The organism is Streptomyces sp. NBC_00078 (assembly GCF_026343335.1).
Lineage (GTDB): Bacteria > Actinomycetota > Actinomycetes > Streptomycetales > Streptomycetaceae > Streptomyces.
Genome location: NZ_JAPELX010000001.1, coordinates 8831825 through 8849326 on the forward strand (window position 1 = coordinate 8831825; position 17502 = coordinate 8849326).

12 protein-coding genes and 1 pseudogene are annotated in these 17502 nt (G+C 68.8%); 7 read left to right on the top strand and 6 right to left on the bottom strand.

From position 1 onward, the window contains the following. Positions 1–110: 110 nt before the first annotated feature. Entirely contained in the window at positions 111–4286 is a 4176-nt protein-coding gene (locus OOK07_RS41060; RefSeq protein ID WP_266801674.1) for a beta-galactosidase, read from the top strand. A gap of 89 nt (positions 4287–4375) precedes the next feature. Then, complete coding sequence (locus tag OOK07_RS41065) at positions 4376–5017, top strand: hypothetical protein (RefSeq protein WP_266795180.1); 642 nt, start codon at positions 4376–4378, stop codon at positions 5015–5017. A gap of 28 nt (positions 5018–5045) precedes the next feature. Here the strand turns inward: OOK07_RS41065 and OOK07_RS41070 are convergent, their stop codons facing one another. From OOK07_RS41070 to OOK07_RS41085, 4 genes are all read right to left on the bottom strand, one after another. Continuing rightward, positions 5046–6167, bottom strand: coding sequence for an IS630 family transposase (locus tag OOK07_RS41070; RefSeq protein WP_323183025.1), 1122 nt, complete (start codon positions 6165–6167; stop codon positions 5046–5048). A gap of 363 nt (positions 6168–6530) precedes the next feature. After that, the gene (locus OOK07_RS41075; protein ID WP_266802299.1) at positions 6531–6926 is read right to left on the bottom strand and encodes a DUF2267 domain-containing protein; all 396 of its coding nucleotides are present in this window, start codon (positions 6924–6926) and stop codon (positions 6531–6533) included. Positions 6927–7038: 112 nt separating this feature from the next. Further along, complete coding sequence (locus OOK07_RS41080) at positions 7039–7434, bottom strand: DUF2267 domain-containing protein (RefSeq protein WP_266801676.1); 396 nt, start codon at positions 7432–7434, stop codon at positions 7039–7041. Between the two features lie 102 nt (positions 7435–7536). Further along, positions 7537–7968 (bottom strand): Hsp20/alpha crystallin family protein, encoded by a 432-nt coding sequence (locus OOK07_RS41085; RefSeq protein ID WP_266801677.1) that lies wholly within the window; start codon positions 7966–7968, stop codon positions 7537–7539. A gap of 128 nt (positions 7969–8096) precedes the next feature. Between OOK07_RS41085 and OOK07_RS41090 the strand changes: the two genes are divergently transcribed. Beyond that, complete coding sequence (locus tag OOK07_RS41090) at positions 8097–8729, top strand: type III effector protein (RefSeq protein ID WP_266801678.1); 633 nt, start codon at positions 8097–8099, stop codon at positions 8727–8729. A 383-nt stretch (positions 8730–9112) separates the two neighbouring features. Then, a pseudogene (locus OOK07_RS41095) lies at positions 9113–9765 on the top strand (class I SAM-dependent methyltransferase). 4 nt (positions 9766–9769) lie between these two features. Here OOK07_RS41095 and OOK07_RS41100 read toward each other — a convergent pair. Then, positions 9770–11878 (bottom strand): SpoIIE family protein phosphatase, encoded by a 2109-nt coding sequence (locus tag OOK07_RS41100; RefSeq protein WP_406313175.1) that lies wholly within the window; start codon positions 11876–11878, stop codon positions 9770–9772. 490 nt (positions 11879–12368) lie between these two features. Here OOK07_RS41100 and OOK07_RS41105 point away from each other — a divergent pair, with 490 nt between their 5' ends. Continuing rightward, complete coding sequence (locus tag OOK07_RS41105; RefSeq protein WP_266801679.1) at positions 12369–13601, top strand: AI-2E family transporter; 1233 nt, start codon at positions 12369–12371, stop codon at positions 13599–13601. A gap of 473 nt (positions 13602–14074) precedes the next feature. Here OOK07_RS41105 and OOK07_RS41110 read toward each other — a convergent pair whose 3' ends face one another. After that, positions 14075–15133 carry a sugar ABC transporter substrate-binding protein gene (locus tag OOK07_RS41110; RefSeq protein ID WP_266801680.1) on the bottom strand — a complete coding sequence of 353 codons (1059 nt, stop codon included), beginning with the start codon at positions 15131–15133 and terminating at the stop codon, positions 14075–14077. A 493-nt stretch (positions 15134–15626) separates the two neighbouring features. Here OOK07_RS41110 and OOK07_RS41115 point away from each other — a divergent pair, with 493 nt between their 5' ends. Both OOK07_RS41115 and OOK07_RS41120 read left to right on the top strand, forming a co-directional pair. Next, positions 15627–16307 (top strand): class I SAM-dependent methyltransferase, encoded by a 681-nt coding sequence (locus OOK07_RS41115; protein ID WP_266801681.1) that lies wholly within the window; start codon positions 15627–15629, stop codon positions 16305–16307. A gap of 485 nt (positions 16308–16792) precedes the next feature. Further along, complete coding sequence (locus OOK07_RS41120) at positions 16793–17488, top strand: DUF4232 domain-containing protein (RefSeq protein ID WP_266801682.1); 696 nt, start codon at positions 16793–16795, stop codon at positions 17486–17488. Positions 17489–17502 lie beyond the last annotated feature (14 nt).

The window sequence follows — 17502 nt, forward strand, 5'->3', positions numbered from 1 at the left end:
TACCTCAGTTGTGTTCTCCCGCCCCATTGTGTTGAGCCTTGTGCCCCTTTACTGTTCGGCTTTGCCTGAGTCTGTTTGACCCTGAGTGCTCAGGCGGTATGGAGGCCGCAGTGCGGGGTAATCGGATCGGTTCAGAAGGTACGAGATCTGGTCGGCGCCGGTGGTGGAGGGCGGTTCTGGCGACCTCCGCGACCATCGCCCTGGCCCTGGGCATGACCGCGCCCGCCGTGGCGCAGGACGTCGGCGGGCAGGCGCCCGCCGCCACTCCTGCCGCCAGTGCGCGGACGCACACCGTCACTCTCGATGGCTACTCGTTCCTCGTCGACGGCAAGCGCACCTACCTCTGGTCGGGCGAGTTCCACTACTTCCGGCTCCCGAGCCCGGACCTGTGGCGGGACATCTTCCAGAAGATGAAGGCCGCCGGATTCAACTCCACCTCGCTGTACTTCGACTGGGGATACCACTCGCCGAAGCCGGGTGTGTACGACTTCAGTGGCGTGCGTGACGTCGACAAACTGCTCGACATGGCCCAGGAGGCCGGGCTGTACGTGATCGCGCGCCCTGCGCCGTACATCAACGCCGAGGTCGACAGCGGCGGCCTGCCCGGCTGGATGACCACCAAGGCCGGCCACAACCGCAGTGACGACCCGCAGTTCCTGAAGTACGCGGACGAGTGGCTGACCCAGATCGACCGGATCATCGCCCGCCACCAGCTGACCAACGGCACCGGGTCGGTCATCGCCTACCAGGTCGAGAACGAGTACTACAACGGCTCGGACGCCGGCCGCTCCTACATGAAGCACCTGGAGGACAAGGCCCGCGCCGACGGCATCACGGTACCGCTGACCGGCAACAACAACGGCACCTTCAACTCCGGTACCGGCGCCCTGGACGTCGACGGGCCGGACTCCTACCCGCAGGGTTTCGACTGCTCGAACCCCTCGAAGTGGAACGGCGTCCCCGACATCAGCTACGACCACCCGGCCGGCAAGCCGCTGTACTCGCCGGAGTTCCAGGGCGGCGCCTTCGACCCCTGGGGCGGACCGGGCTACGACAAGTGCGCCCAGCTGATCAACGACCAGTTCGCCAACGTGTTCTACAAACAGAACATAGCCGTCGGCGCCACCGCGCAGAGCTTCTACATGACCTACGGCGGCACCAACTGGGGCTGGCTGGGCATGCCGGAGAACTACACCTCGTACGACTACGGCGCGGCGATCCGCGAGAACCGCCAGCTCGATCCGAAGTACGACGAGGACAAGCTGATCGGGTACTTCACGCAGTCGGTCGCCCCGCTGACCAAGACCGAGGCGATCAGGGCCACACCGCCGGACGACTCGGCGGTCGTCGACACCGCACGGATGAACCCCGACACCAAGACGCAGTTCCACGTCCTGCGGCACGGGAACTCCACGTCCACCGCGGTCGACAAGACGCACATCTCGCTGGACCTCAACGCACAGCCGTCCACGGACACCACCTACACCTACGACGACCCCGACTCCGCGCTGCAGTACACCGGTTCGTGGTCGCACGTGGCGAACCAGAGCTACACAGGCGGCGACTACAAGCACACCGAGTCGTTCTCCAACAAGGCCGGTGACTCGCTCACCGTCCCCTTCGACGGCACCGCGGTCCGCTGGATCGGCCCGAAAACCAACAACCACGGCAACGCCGACGTCTACCTCGACGGCACCAAGGTGGCGACCGTCGACGACTCCGGCAGCGAGAACCAGGCGGTGATCTTCCAGAAGTCGGGCCTGACGGCTGGGGCGCACACACTGAAGATCGTCGTCGGCGGGAACCACAGCTCGGGGTCCACGGACAACTACGTGTCCATCGACGCCATCGACGTGCCGACGGGAGCCGCCGCCTCGCAGCCCACCTACCCCCTCGTGCCGCAGCAACCGGGCACGGCGATCACACTCGACGGACGCGACGCGCACGTGATCGTGGCCAACTACCGGCTCGGGGACGCGCAGCTGCAGTACTCGACCTCGGAGATCATGACCAGCGCGACCATCGGCAACCGGGACGTGGCCGTGCTCTACGGCGACCCGGCCAGCGACGGCGAAACAGTCCTTCGCTACGCATCCAAACCCACCGTGACCACCACCGGCGGCACGGCCACGACCACCTGGGACGCGGCCACCGGTGACCTGCGGCTGAACTACACCCACAAGGGCCTCGCCCGCATCAGCATCAGCGGCGGCGGGCAGCGCCCGCTACTCCTGCTCGTCGGCGACAAGGCCACGGCGAAGACCTTCTGGCGTCAGGACACGGCGAGCGGTCCGGTGCTCGTGCGCGGCACCCACCTGCTGCGGACGGCGACCAGCCTGAAAGACGGCCGTACCGTGGCCCTCACCGGTGACAACGCCGACGACAAGAACATCGAGGTGTTCACCTCCGCTGCCCATGTCACCTGGAACGGCAGGCCGTTGGACACTCAGGCCGCCGGCGCCGCAAGCCTCACCGGGAAGATTCCGGCGGCCGCCGCGATACACCTGCCGACTCTGACGAACTGGAAGCACGCCGAGGAATCCCCCGAAGCGGCCCCCGGTTTCGACGACTCCAGCTGGCAGGTGGCCGACAAGACAACCACCAACAGCGTCTCCGGCGCCAACTCGCTGCCGGTGCTCTACGCGGACGACTACGGCTTCCACACCGGCAACACCTGGTACCGCGGACGCTTCCGCGCCACCGGCAAGGAGACCGGCATCCACCTGGTCTCGGACTCCGGCGGAGACGCGCAGGCGTTCTCCGCCTGGCTGGGCAACACCTTCCTGGGCAGCTCCACCACAGGCCGTGCCGACTTCACCTTCCCGGCCGGTTCGGTGAAATCCAAGGGCGACAACGTCATCTCCGTACTCACCGTGAACATGGGGCACGAGGAGGACTACAACTCGACCAACGGCAACAAGACCGCGCGCGGCCTGACCAGCGCCTCTCTCCTCGGGGCGCCGCTGACCTCCGTCACCTGGCGGCTGCAGGGCGTACGGGGCGGCGAGGACCTCCAGGACACGGTGCGCGGCCCCCTCTCGACGGGCGGTCTGTACGGCGAGCGGGCCGGCTGGTCCCTGCCGGGCTACCCGGACGACAAGTGGAAGCGGGTGTCCCTGCCGACGACCGACAGCCGTCCCGGGGTGTCCTGGTACCGCACCGACGCCAACCTGGACCTGCCGCGCGGCCAGGACACCTCGCTCGGGCTGACGTTCACCGACGACCCGTCACGCAAGTACCGTGCCACGATCTTCGTGAACGGCTGGCAGGTCGGCAACTACGTCAACTACCTCGGCCCGCAGCACACCTTCCCCGTTCCCAACGGGATTCTGAACCCGAACGGCCACAACAGCATCTCCATCGCCGTGTGGAACCTGGACGGCAGCACCGGCGGGCTGGGCAAGGTCTCGCTCACCGACTACGGCAGCTATGCCTCGTCTCTGCGCGTCGCCCAGAACGACAGCCCCCGCTACGATCCCCGGACGTACGCGATGCCGAAGCGTCCGGGTGCGGATGTCAAGCTGGACGTCCCGGACACCGCTCAGTCAGGACAGCCCTTCACGGCCAAGGCGACAGTGCAGGTACCGAAGGACAAGCCCTCCGCCTCCCGGCTGACGTCCTCGCTGTCCGCGCCCGACGGCTGGAGCGTGAGTGCACCGAGCCCAACGTCCGTCAAGCGCCTGCAACCCGGCCAGTCGGCAACCTTCAGCTGGAAAGTCGAACCGCCCGCCGGGAAGCTGCCGTCCGCCTCAGCACTCACCACCACGGTGCACTACCGGCAGAACGGGCGGCAGGCCGCCGCCGGTGACGAGCGCATCGTCGGCGGGATCCCGCCCGCTCCGCCGGCCGGGAAGAGCGCCGTGAGCGACCTGCCGTTCTTGTCGTCCACCAACGGGTGGGGCCCGGTCGAGCGTGACAGCAGCGTCGGCGAGCAGGCGGCCGGTGATGGCCGTCGGATCACTGTTGACGGTGCCGACTACGCCAAGGGCCTGGGCACCAACGCGGTCAGTGACGTGGAGCTCTACCTCGCAGGAAAGTGCTCTCGGTTGACAGCGGACGTCGGTGTCGACGACGAGACAGGCGGTGCGGGAACGGTGACGTTCTCCGTGATCGCCGATGGCAAGACCTTGGTGACCACGCCGACGATCCATGGCAAACAGGCTGCGGTGCCGATCGATGTCGACGTCAGCGGCGCCCAAGTTGTCGACCTCAAGGTCGGCGACGCCGGCGACGGCAATGGCAACGACCACGGTGACTGGGGGACGCCGACGCTGACCTGCGGCTAGTGCTCTGACCGCATACCTTCGCCGGGTTGAGCGGGTGTGTGGCCATTGATGCCGGCTACCTGGCCGTGGCATCCGCCTATGCTCGGCTCGTGCAGCCGCTTTCCGACAGCAGCAATCCGTTGGTCACGGCGTTCCCAGCCGAGCTTGCAAGCGATGCCGAGGCAGTCCTGGCGGTGATGCCTGATTCTCGGTTCCCGCCGCATGCCTCGTTCTCGGTCGCTGTAGAGGGCCAGCAGGTTTTGATCCCCGGCCGCCTCTACAACGGCGAGCCGCCAACTGACGCGGTGGCGTCGCTTTCGTCGCGCCAACGGCAGCTTCTGCACTGTCTGTACTCAAGGCACTGCGACGGGGTGGTCAGACAGCGTCATCTGGAGAAGGTCGTTGGTTCCACGGACCCATGGGTCGTCCCCTTCGTCGTGCAGCTGGTTGGCGAGTACGTCTTGGAAATCCTGGTGGTCATCTGCGATGAGCTCCGTGGCCTCGCCACGCCCGGCACCTGCGGCCACCTCGCTTACGGGCAGTTCATCGTGGACAACCCGGCCTTCTTCGCACGCACGCAACGGCGGGTCGTGAGCTACTGGAACTGCTACTACCGGGGCACCTACGCGAGCTTCCGGGGCTACCCAGGGTGCACTCTTCTTGACCTCCTACGGTCCGCTGCCTCCGACAGAGCAGGGCGTCCCTGGCCCAACCTCGCTCCAGTCGGCGCCAGCGTGGACGGCTACTGCTAGGACTCGGCCGGGAAAGATATCCGGCCGGTCAAGCGGCATCGGCGAGGGGACGTCCGCCCCAACGGATGCCCTTCTCGCTGCGGATGCGAGCGCGCTCGCGGCGCTGGGCTGCCAGCACGTCGGGGTGACGGGCATTCGCGTTGCGCCAGCGCAGATAGGCGTGCAGGGCCCGGGTCTGCACGGTGTGGTTGCGGTGGTTGGAGTTCGCGACGGTGAACTGCCGCAACGGTCCGAAGTGCGCCTCGATCGGGTTGGCCCAGGACGCGTATGTCGGCGTGAAGCACAGCTCGACGCGGTTCTTCTTCGCCCAGCGGCGGATCGTCTCGCCCTTGTGGGCGGACAGGTTGTCCAGGATGACGTAGATCGGGGCGCCGTCCGGGCGGGCGGCCCGGATCGACCTGAGCGCGGCCAGGGTGTTCGCGGCCCCCTTCTTCCGGCGGTTGACGCCCCAGAGCGTGTCGTCGCCGACCGAATAGCAGCCGTGGAAGTACCTGACGCCGTGGGTGCGGTGGTAGGTCGCCGGGTGCCGCTCGGGATGACTGGCGGGAGCCCAGCACGCACCGCCGGTGGGGCGGATTCCGAGCGGGCCGAACTCGTCGAACGCGAAGACCCGGTCCGGGAAGCGGTCCAGGACCTCCTCGATCCGGTCCAGCTTTGCCTCGCGGTCGGGGTCCGGGGACTCCTTCCACGTCTTGGTGCGCTGGAAGGTGATGCCGCGGCGGGCGAGCAGACGGCGTAATGCCTCGCGACCGATGCGGATGACCCGCCCATGGACTTTCCGCAGGTAGGCGGCGAGTTTGCGGATGGACCAGCGGGTGAAGAGCTGGCCGAGCTTGGTCGGGCGGGTGGTGGCCGTCTGGACGACGAAGTCCTCGTCGTCAGGACTGAGCAGGCGGGGACGGCCTCCCGCCCACCGAGGGTCCAGACAGGCCAGGCCGATCTCGTTGAACCGGTGGATCACATCCCGGACTGTGTCCTCGTCGGCCTGCACCAGCTGGGCGATCACCGGGACCCGGTTCCCGCCAGCCGACGCCAGTAGCATCATCGCGCGTCGGAAGCGCACCGAACTGGTGCTGCCCCGGCGCACGATCTGCTGCAGCTTCTGCCCCTCCTGGTCGGTCAACCTGCGCACGCGGACAGGCTCAGCCACCGCACCCCCAGCACTCGGATCGGACGTCACCGCACATCCAACCGCCCCGACCACCAACCCGGCGAACCAATGTGGTCAGAGCACTAGGGACCGCCTGCAAGCAGGGCTTGCCCAGAACAGCGACGATGCACGACAAGACCGCCGCCTCACACGAGGCGGCGGTCTTGTCGTACCTGCGCCGCAACACCTTTCCCAGCATCCGCCGTTGCGTGAGCACGCGACCGCCCCGGGGGTAAACCCGGTGATCACGGGTGGGCGCCGCAGCACGGCCCCCGCTCGCCGGCGTACGAAGCGAGGGAGACCGTCGGTAGTCCTCGCAACGCCGCAGCACCGGGGAAACGGCGTCGGACCGGGCCGGGTGGTCTAAAGCGGTTGCGGCTCCCTCATCGGGGCGAGTTCGGGCCGGCCGAACAGCAGGGCGTAGCCGGTGGGGAGCTGTTGGAGGATGCGGGTGATCAGGTCGGGGCCGGCGTAGGCGGCGACGGCGGAGAAGACGGAGCCGGTGTCCCAGCGGGTGGTGGCCAGGGAGGCGCCGGTATGGGCTGCGAGGTCCTTGACGAACGACCAGCCGTTCAGAGGCTGGTGGTCGGGGATCTGCGCGGTCAGTACGCGTGCGGCTTTCAAGGGCAGGCAGGCGGCCAGGTCGACGCGTTCGTCGCCGGTCAGCTGGCGTCCCAGTCCGGCAAGAACCAGGCGGACGGCTTCGTCGGCTCGCTCGTGGGTGGGGTAGGCGCCCTCGTAGCGGACCTTCTCCAGCATCTGCTCGTATGCCGTCCCGTACGCCTGCTGGGACGGTGCGTGCTGGTGGGAGATCACTGGGATGATTGCCTTTCTTGCTGTGGCCGGTGTTCGGGCACCGGGTGCGGGACGGTCAGGTGGGCTGGGGGCGGCCGAAGAGCAGGTCGTAGCCGACGGGGAGCTGGAGCAGGATCTGGCCCAGCAGGTCCTCGCCGGCGGCGTCGGCGACGGTCGACAGCACGGCGCTCACGTCCCAGGCCGCGGTCTGCTCGGTGGCGCCTTCGATCCACGCGGCGGTCGCGCGGACGAACCGCTCCGGGGGCAGCGGCTCGGCACTCTGCAGCGGGTTGAGCAGGATCAGCGCGAACGCGTCAGGCAGGCGCGCCGCGAGCTGGGCGCGGACGTCGCCGACGAGGTGCGCGCCGAGGAGGGCCAGTACCACACGGGCCGCACGCTCCGCTTCCTCCGCAGAGTCGTAGCGGCCGCGTTCCATCACGTGGCCGAGGAACGCTTCGCGTCGCAGAGTCATCTCGGCTGCCGCCCCTTCTTCTTCGGACTGCCCACGGGGGGGTGCGGAGAGAGGGGTGAGGGGGAGATCAGGTGCCCGCCCTCCGCACCCGTCCGGCCGGTGTCAGCCGGAGATCTCCGTGCGGCCTGATCCGACGCCGATGGAGATCTTGCGGGGCTTGGCCCGCTCGGCGATCGGGATGCGCAGAGTGAGCACGCCCGCCTCGTAGTCGGCCTGGATGCGCTCGGTGTCGAGGGTGTCGGCGAGCACGATCTGGCGGGAGAAGACGCCCAGCGGCCGCTCGGACAGCTCCATCTGCACGTCGCCGCTCTTCGCCACCGGCCGTCGCTCGGCCTTGACGGTGAGCATATTCCGCTCGACGTCGATGTCGAGCGCGTCCGCCGTGACGCCCGGAAGGTCGAAGGCAACCACATACTCGTCGCCCTCGCGGTAGGCGTCCATCGGCATCGCTGACGGGCGGGACCAGGTCCCCGGGCCCATCAGCTGCTGCGCCAGCCGGTCCAGCTCACGGAAGGGGTCAGTGCGCATCAACATCGTGAAAACACCTCCAGCAGGTTCAGGCAGTTGCTGCCAATGCGCCTCACTGACACCGTTGTAGCATGTCATCCAATGGATGACAAACACGATGTCGTCTACATGATGACAACACGAGGGAGGTGGCCGTGACCGCAGCCGACCAGCCGTCCATGACCAGCACGAATGCCCACGGACCGGCGTCGTTCCTGGCCGCTGCGGCGGCCCTGCACGCCATAGACGACGCCCTGCGCGACGCCAAGCGAGAGTCTCAGGACACCCCGGATGCGGCCGGCCCCGGGCCGGAGCAGGCGCTGGCCTCTCTGCTGCTGCTGCGGCAGGTACGCGATCAGCTCGCCGGATGGGAGACCGGCCTGATCGAAACCGCCCGCGACGCTGGAGCCAGCTGGGCCGACCTCGCCCACCCCCTCGGCGTCGCCAGCCGCCAGGCCGCCGAACGCCGCTACCTGCGCGGCCGCCCCGGCCCCGCCGGAACCACCGGCGAACAACGCGTCCAAGCCACCCGCGAACGCCGCGCCGCCGAACGCACCAACGCCGACCGGGCCCGCCGCAACGCAGCCGAGCTGCGCCGCATCGCCGGCCAGATCACTGCCCTCACCGACCTGCCCGCCACGGCCGGCCTCCCGCTCAGCCAGCTCCACGCGGCCCTGGCCCACGACGACCCCGCCGAGCTCATCCGCCCCCTCAAAGCCACCCGCCCCCACCTGACCACCACCCACCCCGACCTCGCCGCACAGCTCGAAACCCTCACCCACCCCTGAACCCACCCGTTCCGGCGCTCTGTTCCGTTGCTGCTCGGGCCCCTGGTTGTTGGCGCATGCCCAGGTCCGCACTGGCTGTCGCGGCGGCCGGTGGGTCTGGGCGCGCTTGCTTGACCGAACTGATCCTGAACGGGCGTGTTGGCTTCGTTCGGCATGCGTTCTCGAACCCGGGCCGGCCGCGGGAACGGCAATCGGGACCATCCGCTGTCATCCGGCGTGGTCCTTCTGGCGACGGCGGGTGTGAGATCGGTCGGCGAGGACGGCCCGAGGCCCTCATGGCTCTTGGCCTTGCCCAAAGATGAAGGCCGACACTGTCTGTCCGTGGCGACCACTCCCGCGAGCTGACCGCTCGCCTCTGACCGGACCCGGATGAGAGGACCTGCATGGATGACGACGCTCTCCTGGCAGAGCAGATGGCCTACTACGGGGCCGGCGCGGCCGAATACGACCGGCCCTACGCAGAGTACGAAGACCTGCAGAGGTTGTTGGCTGTCGTCGAGGACCTCCCGATTGCCGGGGATGTGCTGGAGTGGCCTGCGGAACGGGCCAGTGGACCCCTCTGCTTGCCGCTCGGGCGCATTCGGTGACGGCTGTCGACGCGGCAACCGAAGTGTTGGCCCTCGCCCGTGCGCGCACCACATCGCCCACCGTGCGATTCCTTGAGGCCGACCTGTTCGAGTGGCAGCCCCCACGCCGCTACGACACCGTGTTCTTCGCCTTCTGGCTCTCCCATGTCCCGCCGACGCGGTTGCCCGACTTCTGGAACACCGTCGCCGCCGCGCTCGCACCTGGCGGCAAAGCGATCTTCATCGACGACGGACCCGCCGCGGCAACATACGACGAAGTCCTCGCGAACCAGTCGGCCCCGGCGGCGCTGCGCCGGCTCGATGACGGCAGCCAGTACCGCATCGTGAAGGTATTCCACGATGCCCAGACCCTCACGGACGACCTCACGGCGCTGGGGTGGTCGGTCGGCATCCGGCCCGTGGGCGGGAACTTCATCGGTATCGCAGAACCGCCGGTGACTCCGGGCTAGTTGGTCAGACTGCTTTTCGGCCCGGTGTGAAGGTGCGTGCGCGGGCGATCAGCAGCGCGACGTCGTCGTGGTTGTCGGGGTGCCGGAGTTCGTGAAGGAGCCGGTCGCAGGTTTCCTCCAGCGGGGAGTCGGGCGCCTCGAGCAGGCGGACGAGGGTGTTGAGGCGTTCGTCGATGGGGTGGTGGCGGGTTTCGACCAGTCCGTCGGTATAGAGGACGAGCTGGTCGCCGGGGGCGATGTGGATGGTGGTGGTGTCGAAGGGGATGCCGCCGATGCCGAGGGGGGTGCCGGTCGGCAGATCGAGCAGTTCGGGGTGGCTGCCGCTGTGGACGAGGACGGGAGGCAGGTGGCCGGCGTTGGCCATGTGGCACGTGCCGTCGTGCGGGTCGTAGACGGCATAGAGACAGGTGGCGATGTACGGGTCCAGTCCGGAGGTGATCGCATCGAGCTGTTCCAGGACCCGGGCAGGGCCGAGGTCGAGACCGGCGAAGGCCGCCGTGGCGGTACGCAGACGGCCCATGGTTGCGGCGGCATCGATGCCGCTGCCCATCACGTCCCCCACGACCAGCGCCGTCTTGTCCCCGCCGAGGGGGAGCACGTCGTACCAGTCGCCGCCGATCTCGTAGGCGGCCTGTGCGGGCAGGTAACGGGAGGCGACCTGCAGACCCGGCTGCTCTGGTGGGTGATCGGGCAGCAGGCTGCGCTGCAGGGTCTCGGCTGCGTTGCGCATGCTCTGGTGCGTGCGGGCGTTGTCGATGCACACCGCCGCGCGGGAGGCCAGCTCGGTGGCGATGGCCAGGTCGTCCTCGTCGAACGGCCGCGGATCTCGGGCGCGGGTTAGGCCAAGGAAGCCGAGGACGGCGCCGCGGGCGGAGAGCGGGACGGCGATGTAGGAGTGCACTCCGGCGCGGGCCAGCAGGGTGGCGGCGTGCTCGTCGCGGGCGATGTGCGTCAGGTCGTTTCCGTCGGCGTGGCGGATCAGCATGGGCCGGCCGGTGCGAACACAACGGGTGGCCAGTCGGTCGGCGTCGTATGTGGCGATCTGGCCGGCCGCATCGGCGGCCTGGAGTGCTTCGGTGGGGTAGGCGGCCTTCACCGCCAGGGCGCGGAAGAGTGCGGGCCCGACTCTGGTGGCGGGGCGGTGTTCGTCGAGGACGGAGTCGAGCACGTCGACGGTGACCACGTCGGCGAACTCGGGCACGGTCACCTCGGCCAGCTCCCGGGCGGTCTGCTCCACTTCCAGGGTGGTGCCGATGCGGGCGGAGCCGTCGGCGATCAGGGCCAGGCGCCGCCGTGTCTCGCTGGCCTCCATCGCGGACTGGTACCGGTCGGTGACGTCCACCACCAGCTCAGCCACTCCCAGCACACGGCCCTGGGTGTCCTCAAGCCGGTACACCGAGATCGACCAGGCGTGTTTGTGATCGGGGTCGGCCTGGGTGCGGCCGACGATGGGGGACCGGTCGACCAGCGGCGTTCCGTTCCTGAGGACCTGCCGTATCGCGGTCTCGGCCTCCTCGAACTCGGCGGCGCTCATGATTTCGCGGTAGCGGCGGCCGAGGTGATCGGTCGCGGGAATGCCGTGGATGCGCTCCAGTGTGGGGTTGACGGCCACGTACCTGAGATCGGTGTCGAAGATCGCCACACCGATGGGGGACTGGGAGATCAGGCGGGTGGACAGCGCGACGTTCCGCTCCAGTGTGCGCAGTGTGGGGGAGTCGGTGCCGAGGCCGAGGGCGTAGAAGTCGCCGCGGTCGTCCTGCAGCCGCATGTTGCGCAGTTCCACCGTCCGCGTGCTGCCGTCCTTGCACCTGATGGGGTACGTACCGGCCCAGCTCCGGCCGGTCTCCATGACCTCGGCGAACGTCTTGGTCACCCAGTCGATGTGGCCTTCGTCGACGAGGAGCCGGGCGGCGCCCTGCCCGAGCGCTTCGTGCGCGGTGTAGCCGAACATGGCCTCGGCCTGCGGGCTCCACAGGACGATCCGGCCGTCGGCGTCCAGCAGCACCGCCGCGACAGCGAGCAGGTCCATCAGCCCGCTCGGTGCCGAGAGCCCATCCTGTAGGCGGGGGCCCATCGGGTCGAGGTCCGCGGAAGGCATTTCGGCTTCGCTCATCGCGGCACTCCTTCCGCAGGTCGGCGCGACCAACCGCCGGCCTGGAGCGCGGCCTGTCCGCGTCGGCAGGCGCTTGGACTTCCATGGTCCCCCCGATCACCGGCCAACACACCCGTCAGTCGTTGCGTGCAGAGAAGTGGTACGGGTTCGACCTGACTGAAGGGTTTGCTCCGGCTTCCGGGTGCGGCTTCTTCGGGCGGCTGCCGCGAGGGTGGCCGGGGCCGCCCCGGCTCGGCGGCGCTGCCCGGCCGGGCAGCGGGACATGAGGGTGATGAACGCCTGTCGGACGTGGGCTTCGAGGTGGGACATGAGCCGATCCCAGAACGTCGCGCTGAGCCGGGCACGAACAGTCCACGAGGTGGCGGACCGAAGAGGCCATCGCGAACGTCGTCGCCGACGCCGACGCATCGAACTCACCGCGATTTTAGAAAGTGGCCCCTTCGGGGACACGTAGCTGCGTGGTCCCGATGAGGTGAGGCGGTGATGTCAGATGAACGACGCATCGCGTCAGCCGCGCCGCCGGCCGGACGCAGGACCCGGTAGCGGTCACGGCCGACGGCGGATGCGGTACGTCGTGCTGGGCAGTCGTCCTGCCCGCGACGTCGGGACAGTGGCCCGGGCGCGCAGGGCGCCGACGTTGGCGCGGGGAGCAGGGGACGGCGTGGCCGTGCAGCACGGGCTGAGGGTGGGTGCCGCGTATGCGTGGCGGTTGCTGGTCCTCGGGGCGGCCGTGTACGCGGGTTTCGTGATTCTGGGCCGGTTGCAGCTGGTCGCCGTGGCGCTGTTCCTCGCCCTGGTCATCACCTCCGTACTGCGTCCACTCGCCGATCTGCTGGCGCGGTGGCTTCCCAGGGCCCTGGCGGTGGTGGTGAGTGTCGTAGGAAGCCTGACGGTGGTCCTTGGGCTGCTGGCGCTGGTCGGCGAACTGGTGGCGAGCGAGTGGGACCGGCTGGGGCGGGAGTTCAGCGGGGGCATCGGGCGCATCGAACGTTGGCTGCAGGGGCCTCCCTTCCACGCGAGCCCGACCGTGATGTCGGACCTTCAGAGCAAGGTGAACACCTTCGTCTCCGAGCACCGCTCCGCACTGATCAGCAGCGCTGTGAGTGGTGCCGGACGGCTGGTGGAGGTGCTGACCGCTGTGGTGCTGGCCCTGTTCTGCTCCCTGTTCTTCATCCATTCCGGCGACCGTTTCTGGCGCTGGTTCCAGGAGTGGCTACCCCGGCGAGCGCGGGACCCCTGCAACCGCGCGGGACGTACGGCGTGGCGGACCTTCGCCGGCTACACGCGTGGCATCTTCATCGTGGCGGCCACCAACGCGGTGCTGGTCGGCATCGCGCTGTTCGTGCTGCGGGTGCCGCTGGCCCTGCCGCTGACACTGCTGGAGTTCTTCGCCGCGTTCGTCCCGCTGGTGGGATCACCCATCGCGCTGGGCGTGGCCACGGTGGTCGCCCTGGCCTCGCGGGGGCCGGTCATCGCGATCGTGGTGCTCGCACTGATCGTCGTCGTCGGCCAGATCGAAGGCCACGTGCTGCATCCGCTGGTGATGAGCTGGGCGGTCCGGCTGCACCCCGTCGTCGTGGCCCTCTCCGTCATCGCCGGCGGCATCTTGGCCGGGGTGATCGGTGCGGTCGTGGCGGTGCCGATGGTGTCGGTGGCCTGGGCGGTGCACGGCGAACTACGCACCCGACCTCGTGCGGGTGGACGCTGGCGGGCGCCAGGCTGAGGCATTAGCCCGGTAGGTGCCATCTCGGTGCTGATTCGCCTGCTCCGGCCAGCCGTCGCCACATGATCGACAGGACGTGGAATCGGCCCTGACACCCCAGCCGACAGGAAATGTCCGCAGGCGGTTCTGCCGCGAGGGCCGGGCCGTACGTCACGACGGCGCCGCCAGCGCTGATGGCCGCGCCCCGCAGCAGATGTAGGCCGGCCTCGTCGCGGATCTGGCGCGCCCGCCAGGCGAAATGGCCTTGTAACGGCCCCGTTACCCCACCGCTGGACACGCGGAAATCTATGTTTGCCAGAGTAGACATTGGGGTCGTGGCGTGGTTATTGTTTCTCTCGTAGCCCAAGGAGACAGTAGGGGTCTGGCAGAGACGAACTGCCGGCCAGGAAGTACAAGCAGTTGCAGTGCGCAGGACGGTGCGGTCGTGGAGTTGCGAAGCCAGAGCGGACGCACTCTTTGGGCGTGCTCGGCAGTCACTTTGCCGCGCGTCGGGAAGCCTTGATGCTGTTGCCCCACAGGGCCTTGTCATCGACGTTCTGTCTGGTCACCGTCGGGGCGGGGAGGCGGTCTTCGAGGAGCCCGCTGGGCAGCCTGACGACGGTGCTGCCGTGGTTCGTCGGGCCTGGCTTGAAGCTGTGGCCCGCCATTGCCTTCGTGATGTAGGAGATGGCGTATTTGGCGTAGAGGTCGACGGGCTGGGAGACGGTTGCGTCGATCTCTCCGCTGCGGATCGCGTCGAGCTCCTGCGGGCTGCCGTCGTTGGAGAAGATGACGATGTGCCTGGGGTCGCCGGCGGGGAACAGAGCGTGATGGTGCTCCAGCGTCGTCAGCGCCGGTCTCAGATAGACACCGCCTGCCTGCAGGTAGATACCCTTGATGTCCGGGTTGATGCCGTACACGGTCTCCAGGCCGGTTGCGGCCTTGTCGGACCGCCAGTCCGCGGCGATATCAAGCACCTTGATGCCCCGGTAGTTCTTCGCCATGCAGGCGCTGAAGGCTTCTGAGCGGTCTCGGCCATTGGCCGAGGCCAAGTCCCCCTGGATCTGCACCACTTTGCCGGTCTTGACGGCATCGCCGAGGTGCCGGCAGGCCTTCTGGCCGTAGGCGCGGTTGTCCGCGCGGATCACCATGGCGGCCTTCCCGCTCAGCGGCGCGACGTCAACCGCGACCACCGGCACCCCCTCGCGCTGGGCCGTACTCAGTCCGGGCCTGATCGCCCCCGAGTCCAGCGGTGCCACGATCAGACCCTTGGCCCCCTCGACGAGCAGCTTGTTGATGTCGGAGATCTGCTTGTCGGTGTCGCCGGCGGAGTTCACCGGGGGGAGCACGTTGACACCTTGTGCCTTGGCCTGCTGGAGGACGGCGGCGTTGTACGCCTGCCAGAACGGCGAACTCAGGAGTGGGAGGACCACACCGACCCGGCCCGAGGTGGCCGTGGGACCACTGCTGCTCTGGCAGGCCGTCGCCACAAGGCAGCAGGCGAGAGCGAGAACGGTCGAAGCCGCCCTCCACACCGTCGTCCGCCGACTCACTTCGACCACACCCTCATCGCCGTGTGTCCCGCGCGCCGCCGTCAGCATCTCGAGACAGTTCCCTCCGTGATCACCTCCTTTCTTAGCTTATGCGTCATTAGTCGCTGTTGTCGTACCGATCTTGGGCTTTGCTGGTCGAACGGAAGTCCTGATCGGGTGGTCGCGAAGGCCGCCGACCCAAGCCGGCTGACCTCAGCCTGGCCCGCTTCGACGGCCCGCTGCCTTCGCGGGCGGCGGGCCGCCCCATGCACTGACGTCATTTCTCGGTTCTGGCACAGAGCTTGAGGAAAGGTCGCAGAGGCCGACAGCTCCGTACCGCCTGAGCGCCTGAGCGATTGTCATCGAAGTTTGTCCGGCGACGGTTTGACTGCGCGGGTCGAGTGGCTGTGGCGAGTCTGCCGCGAGGACGTTCTGTGCGATGCCCGCCGGTCGCCGTTTGCCAGACCGGCAACAGGAGTGGCATGACCGGGGTGCGGTCGGTGACGGTGGGCGGATGAGCGACAACATCGCAGCGGGATCGACCGCCTCAGGCTTCCCCTTGCCTGCCGAAGGATATGCCGGAGACCCCGTGGTGCGGGCGGAGTGGGACAGCCGGTACGCCGACCGGCACCAGCTGTGGAGCGGCCGGCCCAACGGTGCGCTCGTGGCCGAGGTCGCCGGGCTCACGCCCGGGCGAGTGCTCGACGTCGGCTGCGGTGAGGGTGCGGATGCCGTCTGGCTCGCGCGCGGAGGCTGGGGAGTGACCGCGCTCGACGTCTCGGGCGTGGCGCTGGAGCGGGCGGCTGGGCACGCGCGGGACGCCGGCGTTGCCGTTCGCTGGGTGCATGCCGCGCTCACCGAGGCGGCGCTTCCACCGGCCTCCTTCGATCTGGTCTCCGCGCAGTACCCGGCTCTGCTGCGCACTCCGGGCGCAGAGGCCGAGCGGGCGCTGCTCGCGGCCGTCGCGCCCGGTGGCGTGCTGCTGCTCGTACATCACGCGGGGATGGACACCCAGCAGGCGCATGACGGCGGCTTCGACCCGGCTGACTACGTCTGGCCCTCGATGGTCGCCGATCTGCTCACCGATGACTGGGAGGTGGAGGTGGACGAGCAGCGGCCACGGGTGGCACCCGGCGGTGGCGCGGGCGCGCACCATGCCGACGACCTGGTGCTACGCGTACGTCGGCTGCGCTGAGGTCCTTCGGCTCGCGGCAGGCCTGGCGACCGGGCAGGCCCGATGACCACTCCACTGACAACGGGCCGCGCTGTTGTGGCTTCGCCTTTTTGGCCTGCACCGGTTGTGGTCAAGGTTCGCCGGGTTACAGGTCTGTCCCAGCCGGCTGCGACTGCGTACCGGCGCGCAACGGCGACGGGAACCCTCGTCCCGGCCCGTCAGGGGCGTGCCCCGTAGCCGCGTGGCGTACTGCGTCGGGGCTCGTTTTACGCGCCCCACGGTGGCAGGGGAGGGGTACGGCAAGGGTGCGGGAGGGGTGATGGGGGGAGGGGCGTTGCCCGGTGGTGGTGGCAGTTGTGCCTGGCTGGGCGTGTAACAGAGGTGTATTGGACGGCAGTTGGACACAACGGTCCGCCTGGCCGGGAGGCTCCTAGTGATCAGAAGCGCCCGCTCGTACCGATGCGTACGAAGCAGCCGGCACTCCCATCGATCCTGAGGAAGAAACGATGCGCGTTCACAAGCTCACCTTCGCCGCCCTGACAGTCGCTGCCGGTCTCTCCCTCACGGCCTGCCAGAACGACGACGCCGGCACGGGACACAGCGGCCCGTCGTCCGCGGCGACCGTGTCCTCAGGGGCCACCGCGTCGTCCTCGGACGGTGGTTCGGGCTCGGGCAGTTCGGGCCAGGGCGGCGCGAAGAACTCCGCCGGGGCGAGTTCCGGCGCAACCAGCTCCGGCGGGACGGGTGCGGCCCCCAAAACCGGCTCCGAGGCGCACGCCAAGGCCGGCAGGTGCCGCACCGGCCAGCTGGAGATCACGGCGAAGGACAGCACCATCGACGGTGACCCCGACGCTACCGTCGTGGTCGAGCTGACCAACCACAGCGGCGGGGACTGCACTCTCTCCGGGTACGCGGGCGTCGACCTGAAGACCAGCGCGGGAGTGCTGTCCGCGAAGCGCACCGGCCAGCAGGCCGACTCGGCCGTCCTCAGGAACGGGAAGTCGACGTACTTCCCCATCAACTACCCGTTCAACAAGTCGGGCGGCTCCGGTGTCCGTGTCACCGGGCTGGTGGTGACCCCGCCGAACGAAACGAAGTCGGTCACCCTCAACTGGCCGGGCGCCGCCACGCTGCCCGTCACGGACGGCTCCGGCTCCCCGGTGAAGGTCGGCCCGGTCGGAAGCGCCGGTCAGGGCGGCTGAACGGCTCGGAGAGC

Coding starts and splice junctions, on each gene's coding strand:
- OOK07_RS41100 (WP_406313175.1), bottom strand. CDS start 11,878: ATGAGCGAAGCCGAAATGCCTTCCGCGGACCTCGACCCGATGGGCCCC.
- OOK07_RS41075 (WP_266802299.1), bottom strand. CDS start 6,926: ATGCTGGAGAAGGTCCGCTACGAGGGCGCCTACCCCACCCACGAGCGA.
- OOK07_RS41085 (WP_266801677.1), bottom strand. CDS start 7,968: ATGTTGATGCGCACTGACCCCTTCCGTGAGCTGGACCGGCTGGCGCAG.
- OOK07_RS41115 (WP_266801681.1), top strand. CDS start 15,627: ATGAGCGACAACATCGCAGCGGGATCGACCGCCTCAGGCTTCCCCTTG.
- OOK07_RS41105 (WP_266801679.1), top strand. CDS start 12,369: ATGAACGACGCATCGCGTCAGCCGCGCCGCCGGCCGGACGCAGGACCC.
- OOK07_RS41080 (WP_266801676.1), bottom strand. CDS start 7,434: ATGACTCTGCGACGCGAAGCGTTCCTCGGCCACGTGATGGAACGCGGC.
- OOK07_RS41120 (WP_266801682.1), top strand. CDS start 16,793: ATGCGCGTTCACAAGCTCACCTTCGCCGCCCTGACAGTCGCTGCCGGT.